Source organism: Streptomyces sp. B21-105 (assembly GCF_036898465.1).
Lineage (GTDB): Bacteria > Actinomycetota > Actinomycetes > Streptomycetales > Streptomycetaceae > Streptomyces.
In genome coordinates this window covers 7,370,537-7,386,301 of record NZ_JARUMJ010000001.1, presented here as the reverse complement: position 1 = coordinate 7,386,301, position 15,765 = coordinate 7,370,537, and the positions used below count along the sequence as shown (strand labels likewise).

Below are 15,765 nucleotides of genomic sequence, written 5' to 3'. Positions count from 1 at the left end.
GCGGCCCGGTGGGTGTAGGGCGGGTCGACACACGGAAACACGCGTAAGCGATTGCCCGCACCGGCGCCCCACCCAGCCACACCGAAACAGGCGTAGTCGCTTACCCCCACCGGCCACCACTCGGCCGCACCGAAACAGGCGTAAGCGATTACCCGCGCCAGGCGCCAGGCGCCACTCGCACACACAGAAACAGGCGTAGTCGCTTACCCCCCACCGGCCACCACTCGGCCGCACCGAAACAGGCGTAATCGCTTGCCCCCGTTCCCGTCCGCCCTCATCCGCCCTACCCGTCCTCCTCCGTTACGTTCCCGCCGTCCCCGCTGCCCCCGTCCTCGCGGAACTCCGTGACACGTTCCAGCAGGATCGCCTCCCAGGCGCGCCGCAGCCGGGTCCGCGGGAGGGCGAGGGCGTCGGCGTCCCGCGGGCCGGACCCGCGGCCCTCGAGGCTCCGGGCGAGGCGGACGACGGTGTCGCAGCGGGCGAGCCACAGGCCGCGCAGGCAGGGTCGGGCGCCGTAGCCGGCGAGGGTGGCGGCTCGCACGGCGGCCCCGGCGCCGACGGCGAGGGCGAGGCCGGCGATGTCCTCGGCGGGGTCCCCGAGAACCGCGTCGGTCCAGTCGAGGACGCCGCGTACCCGGCCGTCGGCGCTCACCACGAGGTGCTCGCCGCGCAGGGCGTGGTGGACGAGGACCGCGGGGGCGGCCTGGGCGGCGAGCTGGGCCGCGCCGGCCGGCGTGAGCTGGTGCAGCCGGGCGGGGTCGAACTCGTCGGCGCGGTCGAGGTGTTCGGCGGCGGCCACGGCCATCCGGCGCAGCGCCTCCAGGGAGCGCGGGGCGGCGCGCGGCACGCCGAGCGCCTCCGCCTGCCGGGCCGGCACCTCGCGCAGCCCGCTGAGCAGTCCGGCGAGGTCGGCCTCGCCGACGGCCGACACGTCGTGTTCCTCGGCCGTGCCGCCGGGCAGCCTGGTGTCGAGGGTGTAGGCGAGCCCCGGGGACCACTCGCCGTGCGCGACGCCGGCCGGCACGGCGATCGGGACGTGCTGGCGGACGAGGTCGCGCAGTCGCAGTTCGCGGCGACGGCGCACGGTCGCCTCGCGGTCGGTGGCGAGCCGCAGCACATGGCGGGCGCCGACCCACCAGGTGGTGGGCGCTGCGCCCTCGGTGACGGGCCGTACCTCTGGTCCGGGGCCGCTCGCCCCGGTCTCCTCGAGGAGCGTTCGGACCAGTCGGCGGACGGTGTCCGCGGTGGGTGTCGGTGCCTGGGTCATGGTCGCGCCGTTGCCGTTCGGGTGGGTGCCGGGGACTCCTGGGTGCGGGTCAGTCCACTATGACCAGCTCACGGGTGGTGTCGTTGAGGCGGCGGCCGCCGTCCTCGGTGACGGTGACGATGTCCTCGATGCGCACGCCGAACCGGCCGGGCAGGTACACGCCGGGCTCAACGGAGAAGCACATGCCAGGCACGAGCGGCTGCTCCTCGCCCTCGATCATGTACGGCGGCTCGTGGGTGGTGACGCCGATGCCGTGGCCGGTGCGGTGGATGAAGTTCGCGCCGTAGCCGGCGGCGGCGATGACCGCGCGGGCCGCCCGGTCGACCTCCTGGCAGGCGACGCCGGGCCGGACCGCCCGGAATCCGGCCTCCTGCGCCTCGCGCACCAGGTCGTGCACCCGGCGTTCCTCGCCGGTGGGCTCGCCGACGTGCACGGTGCGGGAGGTGTCGGAGCCGTAGCCGTCCTTGAGGCCGCCGAAGTCGAGGACGACCATGTCGCCGCGCTCGATGACGCGGTCGCCGACCTCGTGGTGCGGGTTGGCGCCGTTCGGGCCGGAGGCGACGATGGTGAAGTCGACCTGGGAGTGGCCGAACCGGCGCAGCAGGTCGGCGAGCTCGGCGCCGACCTCCGTCTCCCTGCGCCCGCCGAAGGGGACCGTGCGGATCTCCTCGAAGACCCGGTCCGCGGCCGCTCCCGCCGCCGCCATCAGCTCCAGCTCGGCGGCGTCCTTGACGGCGCGCAGCATGGGCAGGGACTCGGTGAGGGAGGTGTAGGAGGTGGCGGGCAGGGCCTTCTGCAGGGCCAGCAGGTGCATCGCCCAGGCGTTGTCGCTGATCCCGAACCGCCCCCGGTCATCGAGGAGGGCGGCGGTGGCCGCGTAGGGGTCCTTGCCGTCGGTCCAGTCCCGCAGGGTGAGCGCGGGAGCGCCGGCCGCCTTCGCGGCGTCGGGGGCCTCGAGGGCCGGCACGACGAGGACCGGGTCCCGGCCGGCGGCGAGGACGAGCAGGGTGAGCCGTTCGGTGGCGGCGGTCGGCGCGTAGCCGGCGAGCCAGACGAGGTCGGGACCCGGCGCCACGAGGAGTCCGGCGAGTCCGGCGTCGGCGGCCTCCCGGGCGGCGCGTTCCATGCGGGCCCGGTAGTCGTCGGCGGTGAAGGGCGCGGGGGCGGTGCCGGTCATCCGGGCCTCCCAGGAGGGACGTTGCGACTGAGGTGACGGGGGTGACTGATGCGGCTGAGGTGGCTGGGGTGGCTGCTGATGCCGCTGAGGCTGTGGACAGGTGACGGACGAGGTGAGGGACGAGGTGACGCCGGCGAGATGACCACGGGCAGCATCCTGCCCGTCCGGCGGGGGTCGCGCGAGCCGATCGGCAAAGGTTTCGGGCGGACGGCCCGCCCAGGTCAGCCGTCCCGGGCCGGGCCGCCACGCACGCGAGGACGACGCGAATCCACCCCCGAGGACGACGTCCCCGGCTCCGGCTGCCGCGCCTCATACGTGTGCGGCCCATGCCTCCACCAGGACGCGGGCCGCGCCCGACGGCGTTGCGGCGTGCACGATCTCCACCCGGTGCACGACCCGCGGTTCGACGACCGGGACGGCGATCCCGCCCGGGACGCCCGCGGCTGCCGAGCGAGGCAGCAGGGTCAGGCCGTGACCGGCGGCGGCGAGCGCGGTCAGCAGCCTGACGTCGCAGCCGTCGTAGCGCAGGGCGGGCCGAAAGCCGTTGCCGCCGCCGGCGGCGGCGCGCAGCTGGGACAGCGGCAGCCCGGCGTCGGGTGCGTCCAGCCAGCGCGCGTCGACGAGGTCGCAAAGACGCAGACCGCTGCGGCGGGCGAGCGGATGGGCGGCGGGCAGCAGGACGCTGACGGGCTCCTCGCCGACGCCGCGCGTGGTCAGCGGCGCCACGTCGGGCAGCCGCAGCGGGTCGCTGGGCGCGGCCAGGCCGTCGACGAGACCCAGGTCGGCCGTGCCCTCGGCGACGGCGGCGACGACGTGGTCACGGCCGAGCACGCGCAGGGTCACTCCGGCGGGCGGGAGCGCGGCGAGTGCGGTGGGGCCGAGGGCCGTCGGCGCGACGGCCAGCGTCAGCCCGTGGGAGGGCGCGGCGGCGAGCCGGGCGACGTCCGCGCGGGCTGCGTCCAGGCGCAGCAGCAGCGGTCCCGCGTGTTCGAGGAGGCGTTCGCCGGCCGTCGTGGGGGCGACCGGGCGGCGGGTGAGCAGCCGCGTGCCGAGGTTCTGTTCGAGGGCCGCGATGTGCTGGGACACGGCGGACTGGGTGTAGCCGAGTTCCCGGGCGGCGTCGGAGAAGGAGGCGAGCCGGGCGACGGTGACGTAGGTGCGCAGGAGGTGCGGGTCCATGCGTCCAGGATCCGCGCGTCAGGATCCTCGAATGCATCAGTTCTGCTTATCGAGCATGCAGGAATCATCGTTGGACGTGAACCTGCGGCCGCGCCCAGGATGAGGAGGCATGACCGGCATCGCAGCGCAGACCGCCCGGATCGCCCTGGTGGGCGACCGCTCCTCCAACGTCGTCTCCCACACGCGGATACCGCTCCTCCTGGACGCCCTGGCCGCCCGGGACCGGCTGGTCCTGGACGCCTACTGGATCCCCTCTCAGGAGGCGGCCGAGGGCGCGGTGCGGGGTTTCGACGCGGTGTGGGTGGTGCCGGGCAGCCCCTACCGGAGCGAGGCGGGCGTCCTGTCCGCGATCCGCGCCGCGCGCGAGGACGGCATCCCGTTCCTCGGCACCTGCGGCGGCTTCCAGCACGCGCTCCTGGAGTACGCGCGCTCGGTCTGCGGGCTGACGCGCGCGGCGCACGCCGAGACCGATCCCGACGCCGACGACCCGCTCATCGAGCCGCTCGTCTGCTCGCTGGTGGGCCACGAAGGCACGGTGACGCTCGAGCCGGGCTCGCTCGCCCACGCGGTGATCGGCTCGGAGCGCACGGTGGAGCGCTACTTCTGCGCATACGGGCCCTCCCGCCAGGTGGACGTCCTGCGCGCCCATGGGCTGCGTTTCTCCGGCCACGACGAGCAGGGCCGGCCCCGGGTCGCCGAACTGGCGGACCACCCCTTCTTCCTGGCCTCCCTCTTCCAGCCGGAGCTGTCGGGGGACGGCTCGCGCCCGCACCCGGTGGTGCGGGCGCTGGCGCGGGCCGCGGTCGGGCACGCGGCCCGACGGTGAGTCAGGAGAGTGAGAACTGCAGGAACGACGAGGACGGCGGCAACGGTGGCGACGGCAACGGCGACGGCGGCGCGAGGTCGGGCAGGAAGCCGTGGGTGCGTCGGGCCAGGTATCCGGCCTTGTACCGGTCGACCTCGCGGTGCCAGTTCAGGATGCCCGCCAGCCAGTTCTGCAGGTCGCCCACGTACTCCCCCACCGCGGTCCGGGCTTCGAAGGAGAGGCCGAAGTCGTCGCACAGGACGGGCAGTTCGTGCGCGACGATGTGCTCGAACTGCTGCATGCGCCGGGTCATGAGGTCGTGGACGACGCCGAGTGCGGCCGGGTAGTCGCAGCCGAAGAAGTTCTGCACGACGAGGATCGCGTTGTGCACCTCTCCCTCGTACTCGATCTCCTTCTGGTACGAGAAGACGTCGTTGGTGAGGCAGGCGTAGTCCATCGCCGCGTTCTCCAGCGCGCGCACGACCCCGCTGCGGTAGACCTCCGGCGGGACTGCGGGGCCCCGGCCCGTGCGGCACAGGCTCAGGGTGAGGTCGGAGCCGAAGGTGGCGCGGCGCATCTCCAGGTAGTCGACCGGGTCGGGAACGCGGTTGTGGAGTTGGTTGGACAGCTCCCACAACCAGCTCTCGGTCATGGCGTCGACCGCGGCGCGCAGGTCGCTCCGCTGACCGGGGGTCATGTCGTGGGCAGTGCGCGCCCAGAGGTCGATCAGGCCGCGTTCCATCGCGTCGACGGGGACGACCGGGGTCGGCTCGCCGTCGACGGGCATGCAGGCCGACAGACGGGCCGTGGTGAGGCGGGCGGCCGCGAGATCACGGCGGTTGCCGAAGACGAGCGGGTAGTAGTCGTCAGCGTAGGTGCCCCAGGCGAGCCACTGGGAGCTGAGGTCGAGCTCCTCTGCGGTGGCGTCCGGGTCGAGGCCGGCCGCGCACAGGGCGAGGTCGCAGGAGGCGAGCTTGTCCTCGTCCCAGACCCCCTCCTCCAGCATGCCCATCCGGTGCGTCCACGCCAGCAGGCGCGGGCGGCAGGCGTCCAGGTGCGGGCCGAGGCCGACCGCGAACGGCATGTGGAAGTCGGGCAGTTGCGAGGGGCCGACCTTCTGGTAGGGCCGTTGCGTGTACGCGCGCAGGCGTTCGGCGGCGGCGGAGGCCAGCAGCGCGCCGACGTCGGCGGCCGAGGTGCCGGGTCCGGTCGGCTTCAGCCAGGGGGCGGGGGACGAGGCTCCCTCGTTCATGTAGCGGCTGGAGCGCAGGTGCCATTCGTGGCCGCCGGACTGCCAGTCCTGGAGGCCCTTGGTGTAAGCGGCGACGGCGGCCACCTCGCCGGGTCCGAGCCCCTTGTCCAGGGCGAGCAGGGGGACTTCGGTGAACGCGGTGTGCTCGAACTGGTGGAGCCGGGAGGTGAGGATGTCGTTGACGGTGTCGGCGGCCTCCTGGGTGGTGCAGCCGAAGAACGTCTCCAGGACGAGCACGCCGTTGCTGTTCTCGCCCTCGTCCTCGACCTCGCGCTGGTACGAGAACAGGTCGTTGCGCAGGTGCACGGCGTCCGAGAACGTCTCCATCAGCACCCTGAGCGGCCTGGTTCCCGCGACGGCGGCGGGGACCTCGGCGGTGGCGTACTCCACCAGCCCCGCCGACCAGGGCGCGCCGCCCACCTTGCGGCGCATCTCGATGTACTCGACGGGGTTGGCGATCCGCCCCTCGTCGATGTTGGACAGCTCCCACATCGACTCGTTGAGCAGGTGCTCCGTGGCCACGGCGAAACGGCGGCGCCAGTCCTGCGACATGGCCGGCACCGTGCGCGCCCACAGGTCCTTCAGCCCGGCCTCCACGGGGTTGCGCGGCTCGGGAACCGGGGTCGCCGGGTCCGGCGGCATGAACAGCGGGAGCCGGTCCAGATGCGCCTTGCCGGCGGCGCGGTCCGGGGTGCGCTTGAACATGTCGAGGAAATGGTCGTCGAAGAAGAACACCCACACGTACCAGTCGGTGATCAGCGACAGCGCGGGCCCGTCGCAGTCGGGGTGGGTGTAGGCGCAGAGCAGGCCGTAGTCGTGCGCCTCCAGGTCGGCCTGCTCCCAGATCCCGGAGCCCTCCAGCATGCCCATGTCCCGCGCCCACCGCGTGGAGTGCGCCCGCGCCTCTTCGAGGTGCGGGTTCAGCCGTGCGGGGTGCGGCAGGTAGAAGTGCGGGAGTTCGAACGGTCGCGTCATGGCCGGGCCCTACCCGGGGGTCCGAACGGCCATCCACCCGGCGCCGGATGATCACACCATCGTGTGAATCGGCGCGAAGCGGGCAACGTGCGGGGAGTCGGCCTGCGGCGTGACCGTGTCCCGGGCGCCGGCCCCCCGCTCCCCGGGGGACTCTCCGGCGCCTCACTCCCGCACCTGGATCAGCGCGTGTGTGCCGCCGGTGCGCCAGTTCTGTCCTTCGGCCGCGACCAGGGCGGCCTCCGTGTCGGCGTCGAGACCGGTGACGACGTCGGACTTCAGCGTGCGCAGCGCCGCGACCGGGCCGGGGAAGTACGCGGTGACCTCGGTGAAGGGGGTGGTGGGAGCCCAACGGCTGTCGCCCACCAGCCGACGGTAGTTGAGGTCGCCCTTCACGATCGTCAGGGTGGCCGCCGCGAACTCGGCCCACAGGTCGTCCGGCATCCGCGCGTAGGGCAGCGGGGCGGCGGAGAACGGGTGTGCCCGGACCGTGAGAGAGCCGTCCGCCATGGCCTGCCACAACCGGCGGCCGTGTGCGGCGGCCACTCCCCGCGCCGCCGCCAGCTTCCGCACCGCGTCGACGACGTCGGCTGTCGTGGCGTCCGAGACGTAGTACGGGTACGGCTTGACGTGCAGGACGACCCGCCCGCACCGCCGGTGTGCGAGCAGATGGGCGGCCAGGAGCAGGTCGGGCACCAGCTCACGTCCGGCGTTGTCGGCGACGAGGCACAGGGTGCCGGTACCCGGACCGGTCCCGGTGCCACGACCGGTCCCGGCCCGGGAACCGGTGCCGACAGTGGTGTTCACTCCTGCCTGCGGCACGAGTGCCCAGAGCCGCTCGCTGTCGTCGGCGACGAGGCCGGGAACGGCGGCCCGCTGTTCGGCCTCGGCATCGGAGAGCCGGAAGCCGAGGTCGGCACGGTTGCCCCAGAGGGATCCGTGCAGCAGGGCGCGGTCCTGTTCCTCGACGGGTAGGTCTTCGAGGGCGTCGAGCGCGGCCAGTTCCGCGTCGGTCTCGGGCGCCTCGAGCTCGGCCAGCTTGAAGGGGCGGAACGGGTCGATGCCCTGCCACGGTCCGGGTCCGAAGTACCCGACGGCGTCGAGGAGTCGACGGTAGAAGTAGCTCTCCGACCACAGCCACGGCACGTCGAACCAGGAACGGCCCACGTGCGCGTCGAGGTCCCAGACGCGCCACCTGTCGCGATCGTGCGCGTCGTCGGGCAGCGGGGCGATCACGCCGTCGGCGCAGGCGGCCAGCAGCGCGTCCAGGCCTCGGTGGAGGTCGGGGCCGTAGGGGAAGGCCTCCCGCACCTGCCGGATGATCGCCGGATGCCGTTCGGCCAGGACGCTGTGGGGGAACGAGCCCGGCTCATTGCCGAGGATCAGGGGCGGAGCGGCGGCGCGGGGCATGCGGTTCACCGTATCGCGGAGCCCCGCATCACACGCACCGCACCACACCGCCCGCCGGCACCGCACGCCCGCACCGCGTCACACCCTGCCGCCCTGCCCCTCCCTGTCCGGCGTCCGATCTCCAGCCGTGTCCGGCGGCACGCGATCGCCCGGCCTGTCGCCCCTCCCCCGGCGGCGGTTGTCACACGGCCGCCATGGTCTCCCGCTCGAGTCGGGCGGCGAGGCTCACATAGCGCGGGCGGCGCGGTACCGGTACCAGGCCTCGGATGAGGACGTGCCACATCTCGGCCATCCGGCGGGGCAGCCGGCCGGCGGGTTCGCGGGAGCGGCCGACGACGCGGGTGCCGACGAAGAAGCAGACCAGCGAGTGGGCGACCGCGTCGAGATCGACGTCGGCGTGGATGTCGGACTCCTTCACCGCGCCGGCCAGGCGTCGGGAGATCAGGTCGAGCAACTCCGTGAAGGGGTGCGGCAGCGGGGGCCGGACCGCGACTCCGCCCGTGGCCAGACGCAGGCCGGCCCGGGTGATCGGCCCCTCGACGGAGAGCCTCGTCAGACCGAACGTCAGACGCATCAGGGCTTCCAGGGCGGTGCCGCCGCGGTCGTCGATCTCGCCGGCGATCCGGCGCGCGGCCTTGGACTGCAACTCCATGATGGCGTGTGCCAGGTCCTCCTTCGCCGCGAAGTGGAAGTACAAGGCTCCTTTGGTGACATGGGCGTGCGCGACGATGTCACTGAGGCTGGTCGACTCGTAGCCGTGCCGGTCGAACAGGTCGGCGGCAGCCGTGATGATCGTCGTGCGGGTCTGTTCGGCGCGTAACTGCCTCGCCATCGACTGGTACTCTCCCGGGCTTGTAAAGAACGGGTCATGCCGTTTTTTCTTACCCCGTGTACACCATAGCTCACCCTCTGAGTGAGTCGGCAGGACAGGCGCGCGCCGTCGACTCCCCCTGCGCGCCCCCTACTTGCCCCATGGCAACAGGTCTTTCAGATGACAGCCTGCCACAACGGAGGCATCTGAGGCACAACCGTGAAGTCGATCAAAAAAGACGGGGTGCGCGGTTTCTGACACTGTTTCACGGTGTCAGGCCAGGTGAGCGCCGGGGAGGCGACACGTGTCACCGCCCTCGGGTGGACCGCCGTGCGAGCAGATCTCCGTGCGAGCAGACCGCCGCGGAAGGCGTACCCGCGTCATCGGGCGCGCATCCGCGCCCGGCAACGTCCGGGAAACGGTTGCGGGAACGGAGCACGCCGGGAAACGGTTGCGGAGCGGAAACACGTACGGGAACAAGGGGCGCCACGGCAACAGAAAGCTCCGCGGAACGACAAGGCTCCGCGGAGACAGAAAGCAGGGCGGGCCGGCCGGTGCCTCTCACACCGGCCGGCCCGCCCGCCCGTTCGCCGCCCACGGCGACCGCGGGAGTCGTGCCTAGAAGGTCAGCTTCCAGTTGTTGAGCTTGCCCGTGTCCTGCGCGGCCGTGTCCTGCACGCGCAGCTTCCACGTGCCGTTGGCGGTCTCGCCGGACGCGTTGACCGTGTAGGTGGTCACGACGTCGTCGGCCGAGTCGGAGGAGCTGGCCGCCTTCAGCCGGTAGGCCGTGCCGTCGGGCGCGACCAGGTCGATGACCAGGTCACCGCGGTAGGTGTGGGTGATGTCCACGCCGACCTGAAGGGCGGACGGGGCGTTGCCCGTTCGGCCGGTGACGGCGATCGAGGACTCGACGGCGGAGCCGTTGTCCGGGATCGAGAGCGCGGTCGTGTTGGAGAAGACGGTGCCACCCGTGGAGCCGCCGCCGGAGCCGCTCACCGCCTGCACCGTCTTGGCCGCGTCGGCCAGACCCGCGCCGCAGCCGCCGGAGCAGGCGCCGGGCAGGGCACGGGCGTTGTTCTTGATGGCCGTCTCGATCTGCGCCGGGGTCAGCGCGGGGTTCGCCGACTTCATGAGCGCGACCAGGCCCGCGATGTGCGGGGTGGCCATGCTGGTGCCCTGGTAGTAGGCGTACGACTCGCTCGACGGGGTCTTCGTGCCGGAGTTCAGCGTGGAGAGGATGCCGTTCGCGGTGCCGGTGCTGGTCTGACCGCCGGGCGCCGAGATGTCCACGAGGGAGCCGTAGTTGGAGTAGGACGCCTTGGCGCCGCTGCGGTTGGTCGCGGCGACCGAGATGACGTTGTTGCAGTTGCCCGGGTTGTGGTTCGCGACGTTGTCGCTCTCGTTGCCCGCGGCCACGACGACGGTGGTGCCCCGGTTCACAGCGGCGGTGATGGCGCTCTGGGTGGCCGAGGAGCACGCTCCGTCGCCGCCGAGGCTCATGTTGATGACCTTCGCGACGTTGGAGTTGGCGGGAACACCGGAAACGGTTCCACCGGACGCCCAGGTGATGGCGTCGATGATGTCGGAGTCGTAACCGCCGCACTTGCCGAGCACACGGAGCGGGGAGATCTTGGCGCCGTACGCGATGCCCGCGACGCCCTTGCCGTTGTTCGTGGCGGCGGCGATGGTGCCGGCCACGTGCGTGCCGTGCCAGGAGGAGGTGCTGGCGGGGATGCCCGCGCCGCACTCGTTGGCGTTGTACCAGTCGCCCGGGTCGGCCGGGTTGGAGTCGCGGCCGTTGCCGTCGACGGAGACGGCGGTGTCGGAGATGAAGTCGTAGCCGCCGACGATGTTCGCGGCGAGGTCGGAGTGCGCGACGTAACCGGTGTCGATGACGGCGACGGTCACGCCGGCGCCCGTCGAAGTGCCCCAGGCTCCCGGCACGTTCATGCCGGCGGTGGACTCGAAGAGGTCCCACTGCTTGGCGTACTCGGTGTCGTCCGGGTCGACGGCCTGGGGCTTGTTCAGGCGGTCCGGGACCACGTAGGCGACCTGCGGGTCGGCCTGGTACCGGGCCACGACGTCGGCGACGTCCGCCTTCGTGAGGTCCTCGCCCAGGTCGACCAGGGCGGCGCCGGTGCCGAGGCGGCGCTGGAAGTCGACGTCCTCGCCGGCCGCCTTGCCCTTGGCGGCGGCGTCGGCCTCGGCGGCCGGGTTCGACGTGGCCTCGGCGACTCCGGACTTGTAACCGACGATGAGGCGCTCGGCGGGGGCGCCGGGTGCGGCCTCGGTCTGCGCCGCGGGGACGCCGGAGGCCGCGGAAGCGGTTTCCTGAACGGCGACGGCCGAGGCGGTCGAAGCGGCGGTGAGCAGTGCCGCGGAGACCGCGGCGACGGATATGAGCTTCCTTCTCAAGGCAGGTGAGGTGCGCAAGAGCGTGCCTTTCGGTGGCCGGCCCCGGGCAGGGCGGAGCGGCGGTCGATTCGCTTCGTCGTCGAAGCGGCGGGGGTGAATCGGCGGGGGTGGTTCGAAGAGCAGCGCAGAAGGCCGGCCGGGCGCGGGAAGCCGATCCGCTCGGGGTTACCTGTAGTTCGGCTGTGAACGAACGATAGGCAAAGGAACAGTCATGCGGATACAGGGGAAACCCTCGACCCGGCCGGCCGCTCCCCCACGGCGCGCACGATCGGCGGTGATCGACCGATTTGGCGTGGTGGTACAGGCCAAAGGTGTCGTGCGCGGGCGGGTTGAACGCCGGCGGTCGCGTTCCCGTACTGACGGGAGACCGTTCCCGCGCCGGCCGAGGAGACGTCCCCGATGCCCCGCACGACCGCACACCGCTCCGCAGCGCTGGCCACCGCCGTCGCAGGGCCCTTCCTGCTGGGCCTGTGGGCCGCCGGACCCGCCCAGGCGCACGGCGCGCCGACCGACCCGGTCAGCCGGGCGTACGCCTGCTCACCCGAGGGCGGCGCCGACGCCGGTTCGGCTGCCTGCCGGGCGGCCGTCCGGGCAGGCGGCTCCTCCTTCGCCGCCTGGGACAACCTGCGCGTGGCCGACGTGAACGGCCGTGACCGGCAGACCGTCCCCGACGGGCAGTTGTGCAGCGGCGGTCTGGCCGCCTACCGGGGGCTCGACCTGGCCCGCGCCGACTGGCCGTCCACGCGGCTGAAGCCGGGAGCCACGCTGCGGATGACGTACGCCTCGACGATCGCGCACGAGGGCACGTTCAAGCTGTATCTGACGAAGCCGGGGTACGACCCGTCGAAACCGCTCACCTGGTCCGATCTGCCGGAGCGTCCGTTCGCCCAGGTGAAGAACCCGGCGCTGACGAACGGCGCATACCGTTTCACGGCGAAGCTGCCCTCCGACCGGACAGGTCGTCAGGTGCTGTACACGATCTGGCAGAACAGCAGCACGCCCGACACGTACTACTCGTGCTCGGACGTCGTGTTCCCGCAAACGGTTACGGAAGAGAAGGCGGAGAGCAGGCCCACGACGAAGGCGCCCGCCGCTCCGGCGACGCGCACGGCGTCCTCGAGCCCGACGCCGAAGACGACCCCGGTCTCCGCCGGCCCGTCGGCGCCGGCCGCCTCCGGCGCCACGCCCGTGCAGAGGGCCGCGACGCCACAGAGCACCCCGGTGGCCTCGGAGACCGGGAGCTCCGGGCCGTCCGCACCCATGCTGGCAGGCGGCGCCGCGACGGTGCTGTTGCTCACCGGCGGCGCCGCCCTGGCCGTGCGCCTGCGTCGGCGCTGAGACTCGGGCCGCACGGCGTTCAGTGGTCCCCGTCAGAGGGTCAGTTGACGGTGACCGCGTCGCTCCCGTCGGTCACCGGGGCGTACTTGGCGGTGAAGAAACCGTTCGCGAAACAGAGCGACGAGCCGGACGACTTGGTGAACTGCTGGTTGACGAAGGAGATGCTGTTGTCGGCGTTGCTCGCGGTGCCGGACAGGCTGGGCGCCTGGTAGACGCAGTTGATGCTGCCGAGCAGGGTGCGCAGCACGACGGTGGTCTGGATGACGGAGCCGGTGGACGGGGTCACGGTGACGGTGCCGTCGGAGGACACGCTGCTGGTGTAGGGCAGCGCGTTGACCGTGATGCTGGTGACGCCGAGCACGCCGAACACGTTGGTGGTGCAGCTGCCGAAGGTGTGTGCGCTGAGCGACTCGGTGGCGGTGCCGGGCGCGGCGGGGTTGTCGGTGACGGTGGCGGTGAACCCGGAGGCGGCGCAGGACAGACCGCTGGTGCCGGTGGCGGTGGAGTAGAGGGTGGCGTTCGTGCCGCTGGCCAGGGAGGCGTTGAGGACGTCGCCGACGGCGACGTCGCCGGCCGGCGTCGTCAGCACGGCGCCCGCCGCGGAGGCCGGGGTGACGGCCGTGAGGGAGAGCGCGGCGACGGTTCCGGCGAGGGCGAGGAGGGAGCGGGAGCGGGTGCGCATTGGAGTGCCTCTTTCGAAGTGGGGGTGTAAGGGGGGAGTTGCTCGGTGGGTGTGAACCGGCGTGTCGCTGGTGGCGACGTGGGGGACGCCGGGTGGCGTCCACCGCTGCCGGCCCGTGACGCCTTCTCCGTACGCGACGGACCGGCAACGGCAGGCGGCCGGTGACCGTGCGGAGGCCACTGGTGAGTGACTCCGTACGGGCCGGGCGGGAGAGGGCCGCCGGCCGCGGACCACTGGGGGAAGCGGCCGCGCCGGCGGCTGTGATGGGATCGAGCGCGGGACCGAGGGCCCGTACTGGCTGGATGAGTCCGGCTGGCTGAATGGGTCCGGGAGCGCGAACGAGGTCGTCGCGCTGCGGATCCGGCGCCACGGATCCGGGCTGAGCCAGGGCAGTTGTAGACCTGATGGTCAGTCAACGTCAAGACAGTGAAACAAAGTTGATGCCTCGGCAGATACATGTGAATGCCTCCCGTCGAGCCGCCCGGTCGAGGGATGGCACATAATGAACACTCTTTTTCCACATCTCCCTTGACCCGCCGGTGTAACCATCGGTAACTTCCTCGAAGGCTACTGCTGCGTAACGAGAAAGCCCTTACGGCTTCCGGGAGTTGCGAGGGAGCGTGCGCAGCAGCCGCTGTCCGCGCCAGGACAACGTGCCGCTGAAGCCCAACCCGCACGACTTAGCGCATGGGAGCAGACATGGCCTCGTCCCCGGACGTCAGTTCGTCCGCCGACAACACCCCCGAGAACCCCGAAAGCGGTTCCGCAGAAAGACGCGGCCGGATCCGGCTGCGCCGGGCCGCCGTCATGGCGGTGCCCGCCACCTTCGTCGCCGCGGGGCTCGCGGTCCTCACCGCTCAGGGAGCCCTGGGTGTGCAGTTCGCGATCTCCGGGATGCCGTTCGTGGTGACCGCCGACCGACTCGACGGTGAGGGTTTCGCGCAGTTCGGCGCACTCGACAACATGATCGAGAACAGCCCCAACCAGGGTGACACCGGTGGCCAGGTCCTGGTCATCACCTCGGTCGTGAAGAGCGGCAAGATCACCAACATGTGCCAGAGCGTCGACCTCGGCGGCATCCAGCTCGTCCTCAGGGCCGGCGGAGGCTCCACGCCGGTGAGTGTGAAGAACCTGGCCATCGACTCCGACGAGGTCTCGGGTGACGCCGAGATGACCAACATCGAGATCGGCCGTGACTCGAGCACCTTCGACAAGGTCCCGATCCAGGGTCCCGCGGGCGTCTACGGCCAGCAGGCCGACACGGTCGTCATCAAGAACCTGTACCAGCACAACTACGCGGCCACCGCCGCCGTCTTCAAGCTCCCCGGACTGAAGATGAGCTTCTCCAGCGAGGGCTGCAAGTAATGACCTTCACCCAGTGGCGGGACCGCTTCCGCAGGTGGAGAGGCCAACGCCCCTTCGCGGGCGGCCTGATGCTCGTCCTGGGCGGCGCCGAGATCCTGGTGACCATGAAGGCACCGCTTCCGGTCATCCTGCACGTCGGCATGCAGGGTCTGGCGGGTTACCTCCTGCCGACCCTGATGGTGCTCTGCGGCCTGCTGATCCTGTTCAACCCGACTCAGCGGCTGTTCTACTCGATCATCGCCATCCTGCTCTCCCTGGGCACCTGGCTCACCTCCAACATCGGCGGCTTCGTCGTAGGCCTGCTGCTGGGCGTCGTGGGCAGCTCGGTGGCCTTCGGCTGGCTGCCGGACCAGGAGCCTCGCGTGAGCCGCCGCAAGCGGCGCGAGGCTGACCAGGGGCCGTCGAGGACGGAGACGTTCCTCAAGAGCGGACCGCTGCCCGACGGGGGCAAGCCCGCCTGACGAGGCCGCGCCTCACCTCACCGGCGGGGCCGGGACGACCTGCGCACAGCAGGCCGCCTCCGGCCCCGCCGGTCGTGCGCCGGGCGCCGGGCGCACGACCGGCGGGCGCCGGACCCACGGCGCCGTGTGACGTGGCCTCGGCCACGTCACACGGACCCACGTCGGCACGGTCCCGCGGCCGCGTCCCTCCCCCGCACCCGGCACGGACTCTCCCGCGCCGGACGCCCGGGCGGCGGACGCCGGGCGGCGGACGCCGGGCGGCGGGAGCCGGGCGGCGGGAGCCACACATCCCGCACCGGGGCGGCGCGGATGTCACGGCCCGTCCGCCGGTCGCGGCCCGACGGGCCGCGACCGGCGGACGGCCATGAGGGCGCGGCGGCGGGACCCGCCGCGCGGAAGGCGGCACGCCGGCCGGAGGGCGCGTGACGTGCGGGGCGACCGGACGGCCGCGCACGAGAACGGATTCCGCCTGGATTGACCAACAGTCAACCCACCTGCGGACTTACGCCCGAACGCCCCCGCCCACCGCGTTCCGGATCACAATGCGGCAGCGTCTCTTCACACCTGGTGGGTGCTCACTTGACTACCAGTGGTCACACACGGTTGGCTCCGAGCCAACGCATGTCTTCCG

At 72.2% G+C, this 15,765-nt stretch carries 12 protein-coding genes; 4 read left to right on the top strand and 8 right to left on the bottom strand.

Annotated features, from left to right (window positions below; all coding sequences use genetic code 11):
- Positions 1–283: 283 nt before the first annotated feature.
- The 3 genes from QA802_RS33135 to QA802_RS33125 all read right to left on the bottom strand — a co-directional run bounded on the left by QA802_RS33135 (position 284) and on the right by QA802_RS33125 (position 3,623).
- Positions 284–1,267 (bottom strand): aminoglycoside phosphotransferase family protein, encoded by a 984-nt coding sequence (locus QA802_RS33135; protein WP_334530525.1) that lies wholly within the window; start codon positions 1,265–1,267, stop codon positions 284–286.
- Between the two features lie 49 nt (positions 1,268–1,316).
- Positions 1,317–2,444: a M24 family metallopeptidase gene (locus QA802_RS33130; RefSeq protein WP_334530522.1), complete on the bottom strand. Its 1,128-nt coding sequence runs from the start codon at positions 2,442–2,444 to the stop codon at positions 1,317–1,319.
- Between the two features lie 309 nt (positions 2,445–2,753).
- Entirely contained in the window at positions 2,754–3,623 is an 870-nt protein-coding gene (locus QA802_RS33125; protein WP_334530519.1) for a LysR family transcriptional regulator, read from the bottom strand.
- Between the two features lie 109 nt (positions 3,624–3,732).
- Between QA802_RS33125 and QA802_RS33120 the strand changes: the two genes are divergently transcribed.
- Positions 3,733–4,449, top strand: a complete 717-nt coding sequence (locus QA802_RS33120; protein WP_334530516.1) for a CTP synthase C-terminal region-related (seleno)protein — start codon at positions 3,733–3,735, stop codon at positions 4,447–4,449.
- A gap of 1 nt (position 4,450) precedes the next feature.
- Here the strand turns inward: QA802_RS33120 and cyc2 are convergent, their stop codons facing one another.
- From cyc2 to QA802_RS33100, 4 genes are all read right to left on the bottom strand, one after another.
- On the bottom strand, positions 4,451–6,655 hold the full coding sequence (gene cyc2, locus QA802_RS33115; RefSeq protein ID WP_334530514.1) for a germacradienol/geosmin synthase Cyc2: 2,205 nt from the start codon (positions 6,653–6,655) through the stop codon (positions 4,451–4,453).
- 162 nt (positions 6,656–6,817) lie between these two features.
- The gene (locus QA802_RS33110) at positions 6,818–8,062 is read right to left on the bottom strand and encodes a damage-control phosphatase ARMT1 family protein (protein ID WP_334530512.1); all 1,245 of its coding nucleotides are present in this window, start codon (positions 8,060–8,062) and stop codon (positions 6,818–6,820) included.
- 181 nt (positions 8,063–8,243) lie between these two features.
- The gene (locus tag QA802_RS33105) at positions 8,244–8,894 is read right to left on the bottom strand and encodes a ScbR family autoregulator-binding transcription factor (protein WP_334530509.1); all 651 of its coding nucleotides are present in this window, start codon (positions 8,892–8,894) and stop codon (positions 8,244–8,246) included.
- A 597-nt stretch (positions 8,895–9,491) separates the two neighbouring features.
- The gene (locus QA802_RS33100; RefSeq protein WP_334530505.1) at positions 9,492–11,306 is read right to left on the bottom strand and encodes a S8 family peptidase; all 1,815 of its coding nucleotides are present in this window, start codon (positions 11,304–11,306) and stop codon (positions 9,492–9,494) included.
- 381 nt (positions 11,307–11,687) lie between these two features.
- Between QA802_RS33100 and QA802_RS33095 the strand changes: the two genes are divergently transcribed.
- Positions 11,688–12,626 carry a lytic polysaccharide monooxygenase auxiliary activity family 9 protein gene (locus QA802_RS33095; RefSeq protein WP_334530502.1) on the top strand — a complete coding sequence of 313 codons (939 nt, stop codon included), beginning with the start codon at positions 11,688–11,690 and terminating at the stop codon, positions 12,624–12,626.
- A gap of 40 nt (positions 12,627–12,666) precedes the next feature.
- Here QA802_RS33095 and QA802_RS33090 read toward each other — a convergent pair whose 3' ends face one another.
- On the bottom strand, positions 12,667–13,308 hold the full coding sequence (locus QA802_RS33090) for a Tat pathway signal sequence domain protein (RefSeq protein WP_334530499.1): 642 nt from the start codon (positions 13,306–13,308) through the stop codon (positions 12,667–12,669).
- Between the two features lie 699 nt (positions 13,309–14,007).
- On the opposite strand from QA802_RS33090, the gene QA802_RS33085 reads away from it, so the two are divergent.
- Together QA802_RS33085 and QA802_RS33080 are read left to right on the top strand one after the other, a co-directional pair.
- Positions 14,008–14,673, top strand: a complete 666-nt coding sequence (locus tag QA802_RS33085; RefSeq protein WP_334530496.1) for a DUF6230 family protein — start codon at positions 14,008–14,010, stop codon at positions 14,671–14,673.
- A complete protein-coding gene (locus QA802_RS33080) occupies positions 14,673–15,134 on the top strand; it encodes a DUF6114 domain-containing protein (protein ID WP_334530493.1) in 462 nt (153 codons plus the stop codon). Before QA802_RS33085 ends, QA802_RS33080 begins: the two co-directional genes overlap by 1 nt.
- Positions 15,135–15,765: the final 631 nt, after the last annotated feature.

Excerpts from the sequence above, each read along its gene's own strand:
- QA802_RS33135 (WP_334530525.1), bottom strand. The coding sequence starts at position 1,267 with ATGACCCAGGCACCGACACCCACCGCGGACACCGTCCGCCGACTGGTC.
- QA802_RS33130 (WP_334530522.1), bottom strand. The coding sequence starts at position 2,444 with ATGACCGGCACCGCCCCCGCGCCCTTCACCGCCGACGACTACCGGGCC.
- QA802_RS33125 (WP_334530519.1), bottom strand. The coding sequence starts at position 3,623 with ATGGACCCGCACCTCCTGCGCACCTACGTCACCGTCGCCCGGCTCGCC.
- QA802_RS33120 (WP_334530516.1), top strand. The coding sequence starts at position 3,733 with ATGACCGGCATCGCAGCGCAGACCGCCCGGATCGCCCTGGTGGGCGAC.
- cyc2 (WP_334530514.1), bottom strand. The coding sequence starts at position 6,655 with ATGACGCGACCGTTCGAACTCCCGCACTTCTACCTGCCGCACCCCGCA.
- QA802_RS33110 (WP_334530512.1), bottom strand. The coding sequence starts at position 8,062 with ATGCCCCGCGCCGCCGCTCCGCCCCTGATCCTCGGCAATGAGCCGGGC.
- QA802_RS33105 (WP_334530509.1), bottom strand. The coding sequence starts at position 8,894 with ATGGCGAGGCAGTTACGCGCCGAACAGACCCGCACGACGATCATCACG.
- QA802_RS33095 (WP_334530502.1), top strand. The coding sequence starts at position 11,688 with ATGCCCCGCACGACCGCACACCGCTCCGCAGCGCTGGCCACCGCCGTC.
- QA802_RS33090 (WP_334530499.1), bottom strand. The coding sequence starts at position 13,308 with ATGCGCACCCGCTCCCGCTCCCTCCTCGCCCTCGCCGGAACCGTCGCC.
- QA802_RS33085 (WP_334530496.1), top strand. The coding sequence starts at position 14,008 with ATGGCCTCGTCCCCGGACGTCAGTTCGTCCGCCGACAACACCCCCGAG.
- QA802_RS33080 (WP_334530493.1), top strand. The coding sequence starts at position 14,673 with ATGACCTTCACCCAGTGGCGGGACCGCTTCCGCAGGTGGAGAGGCCAA.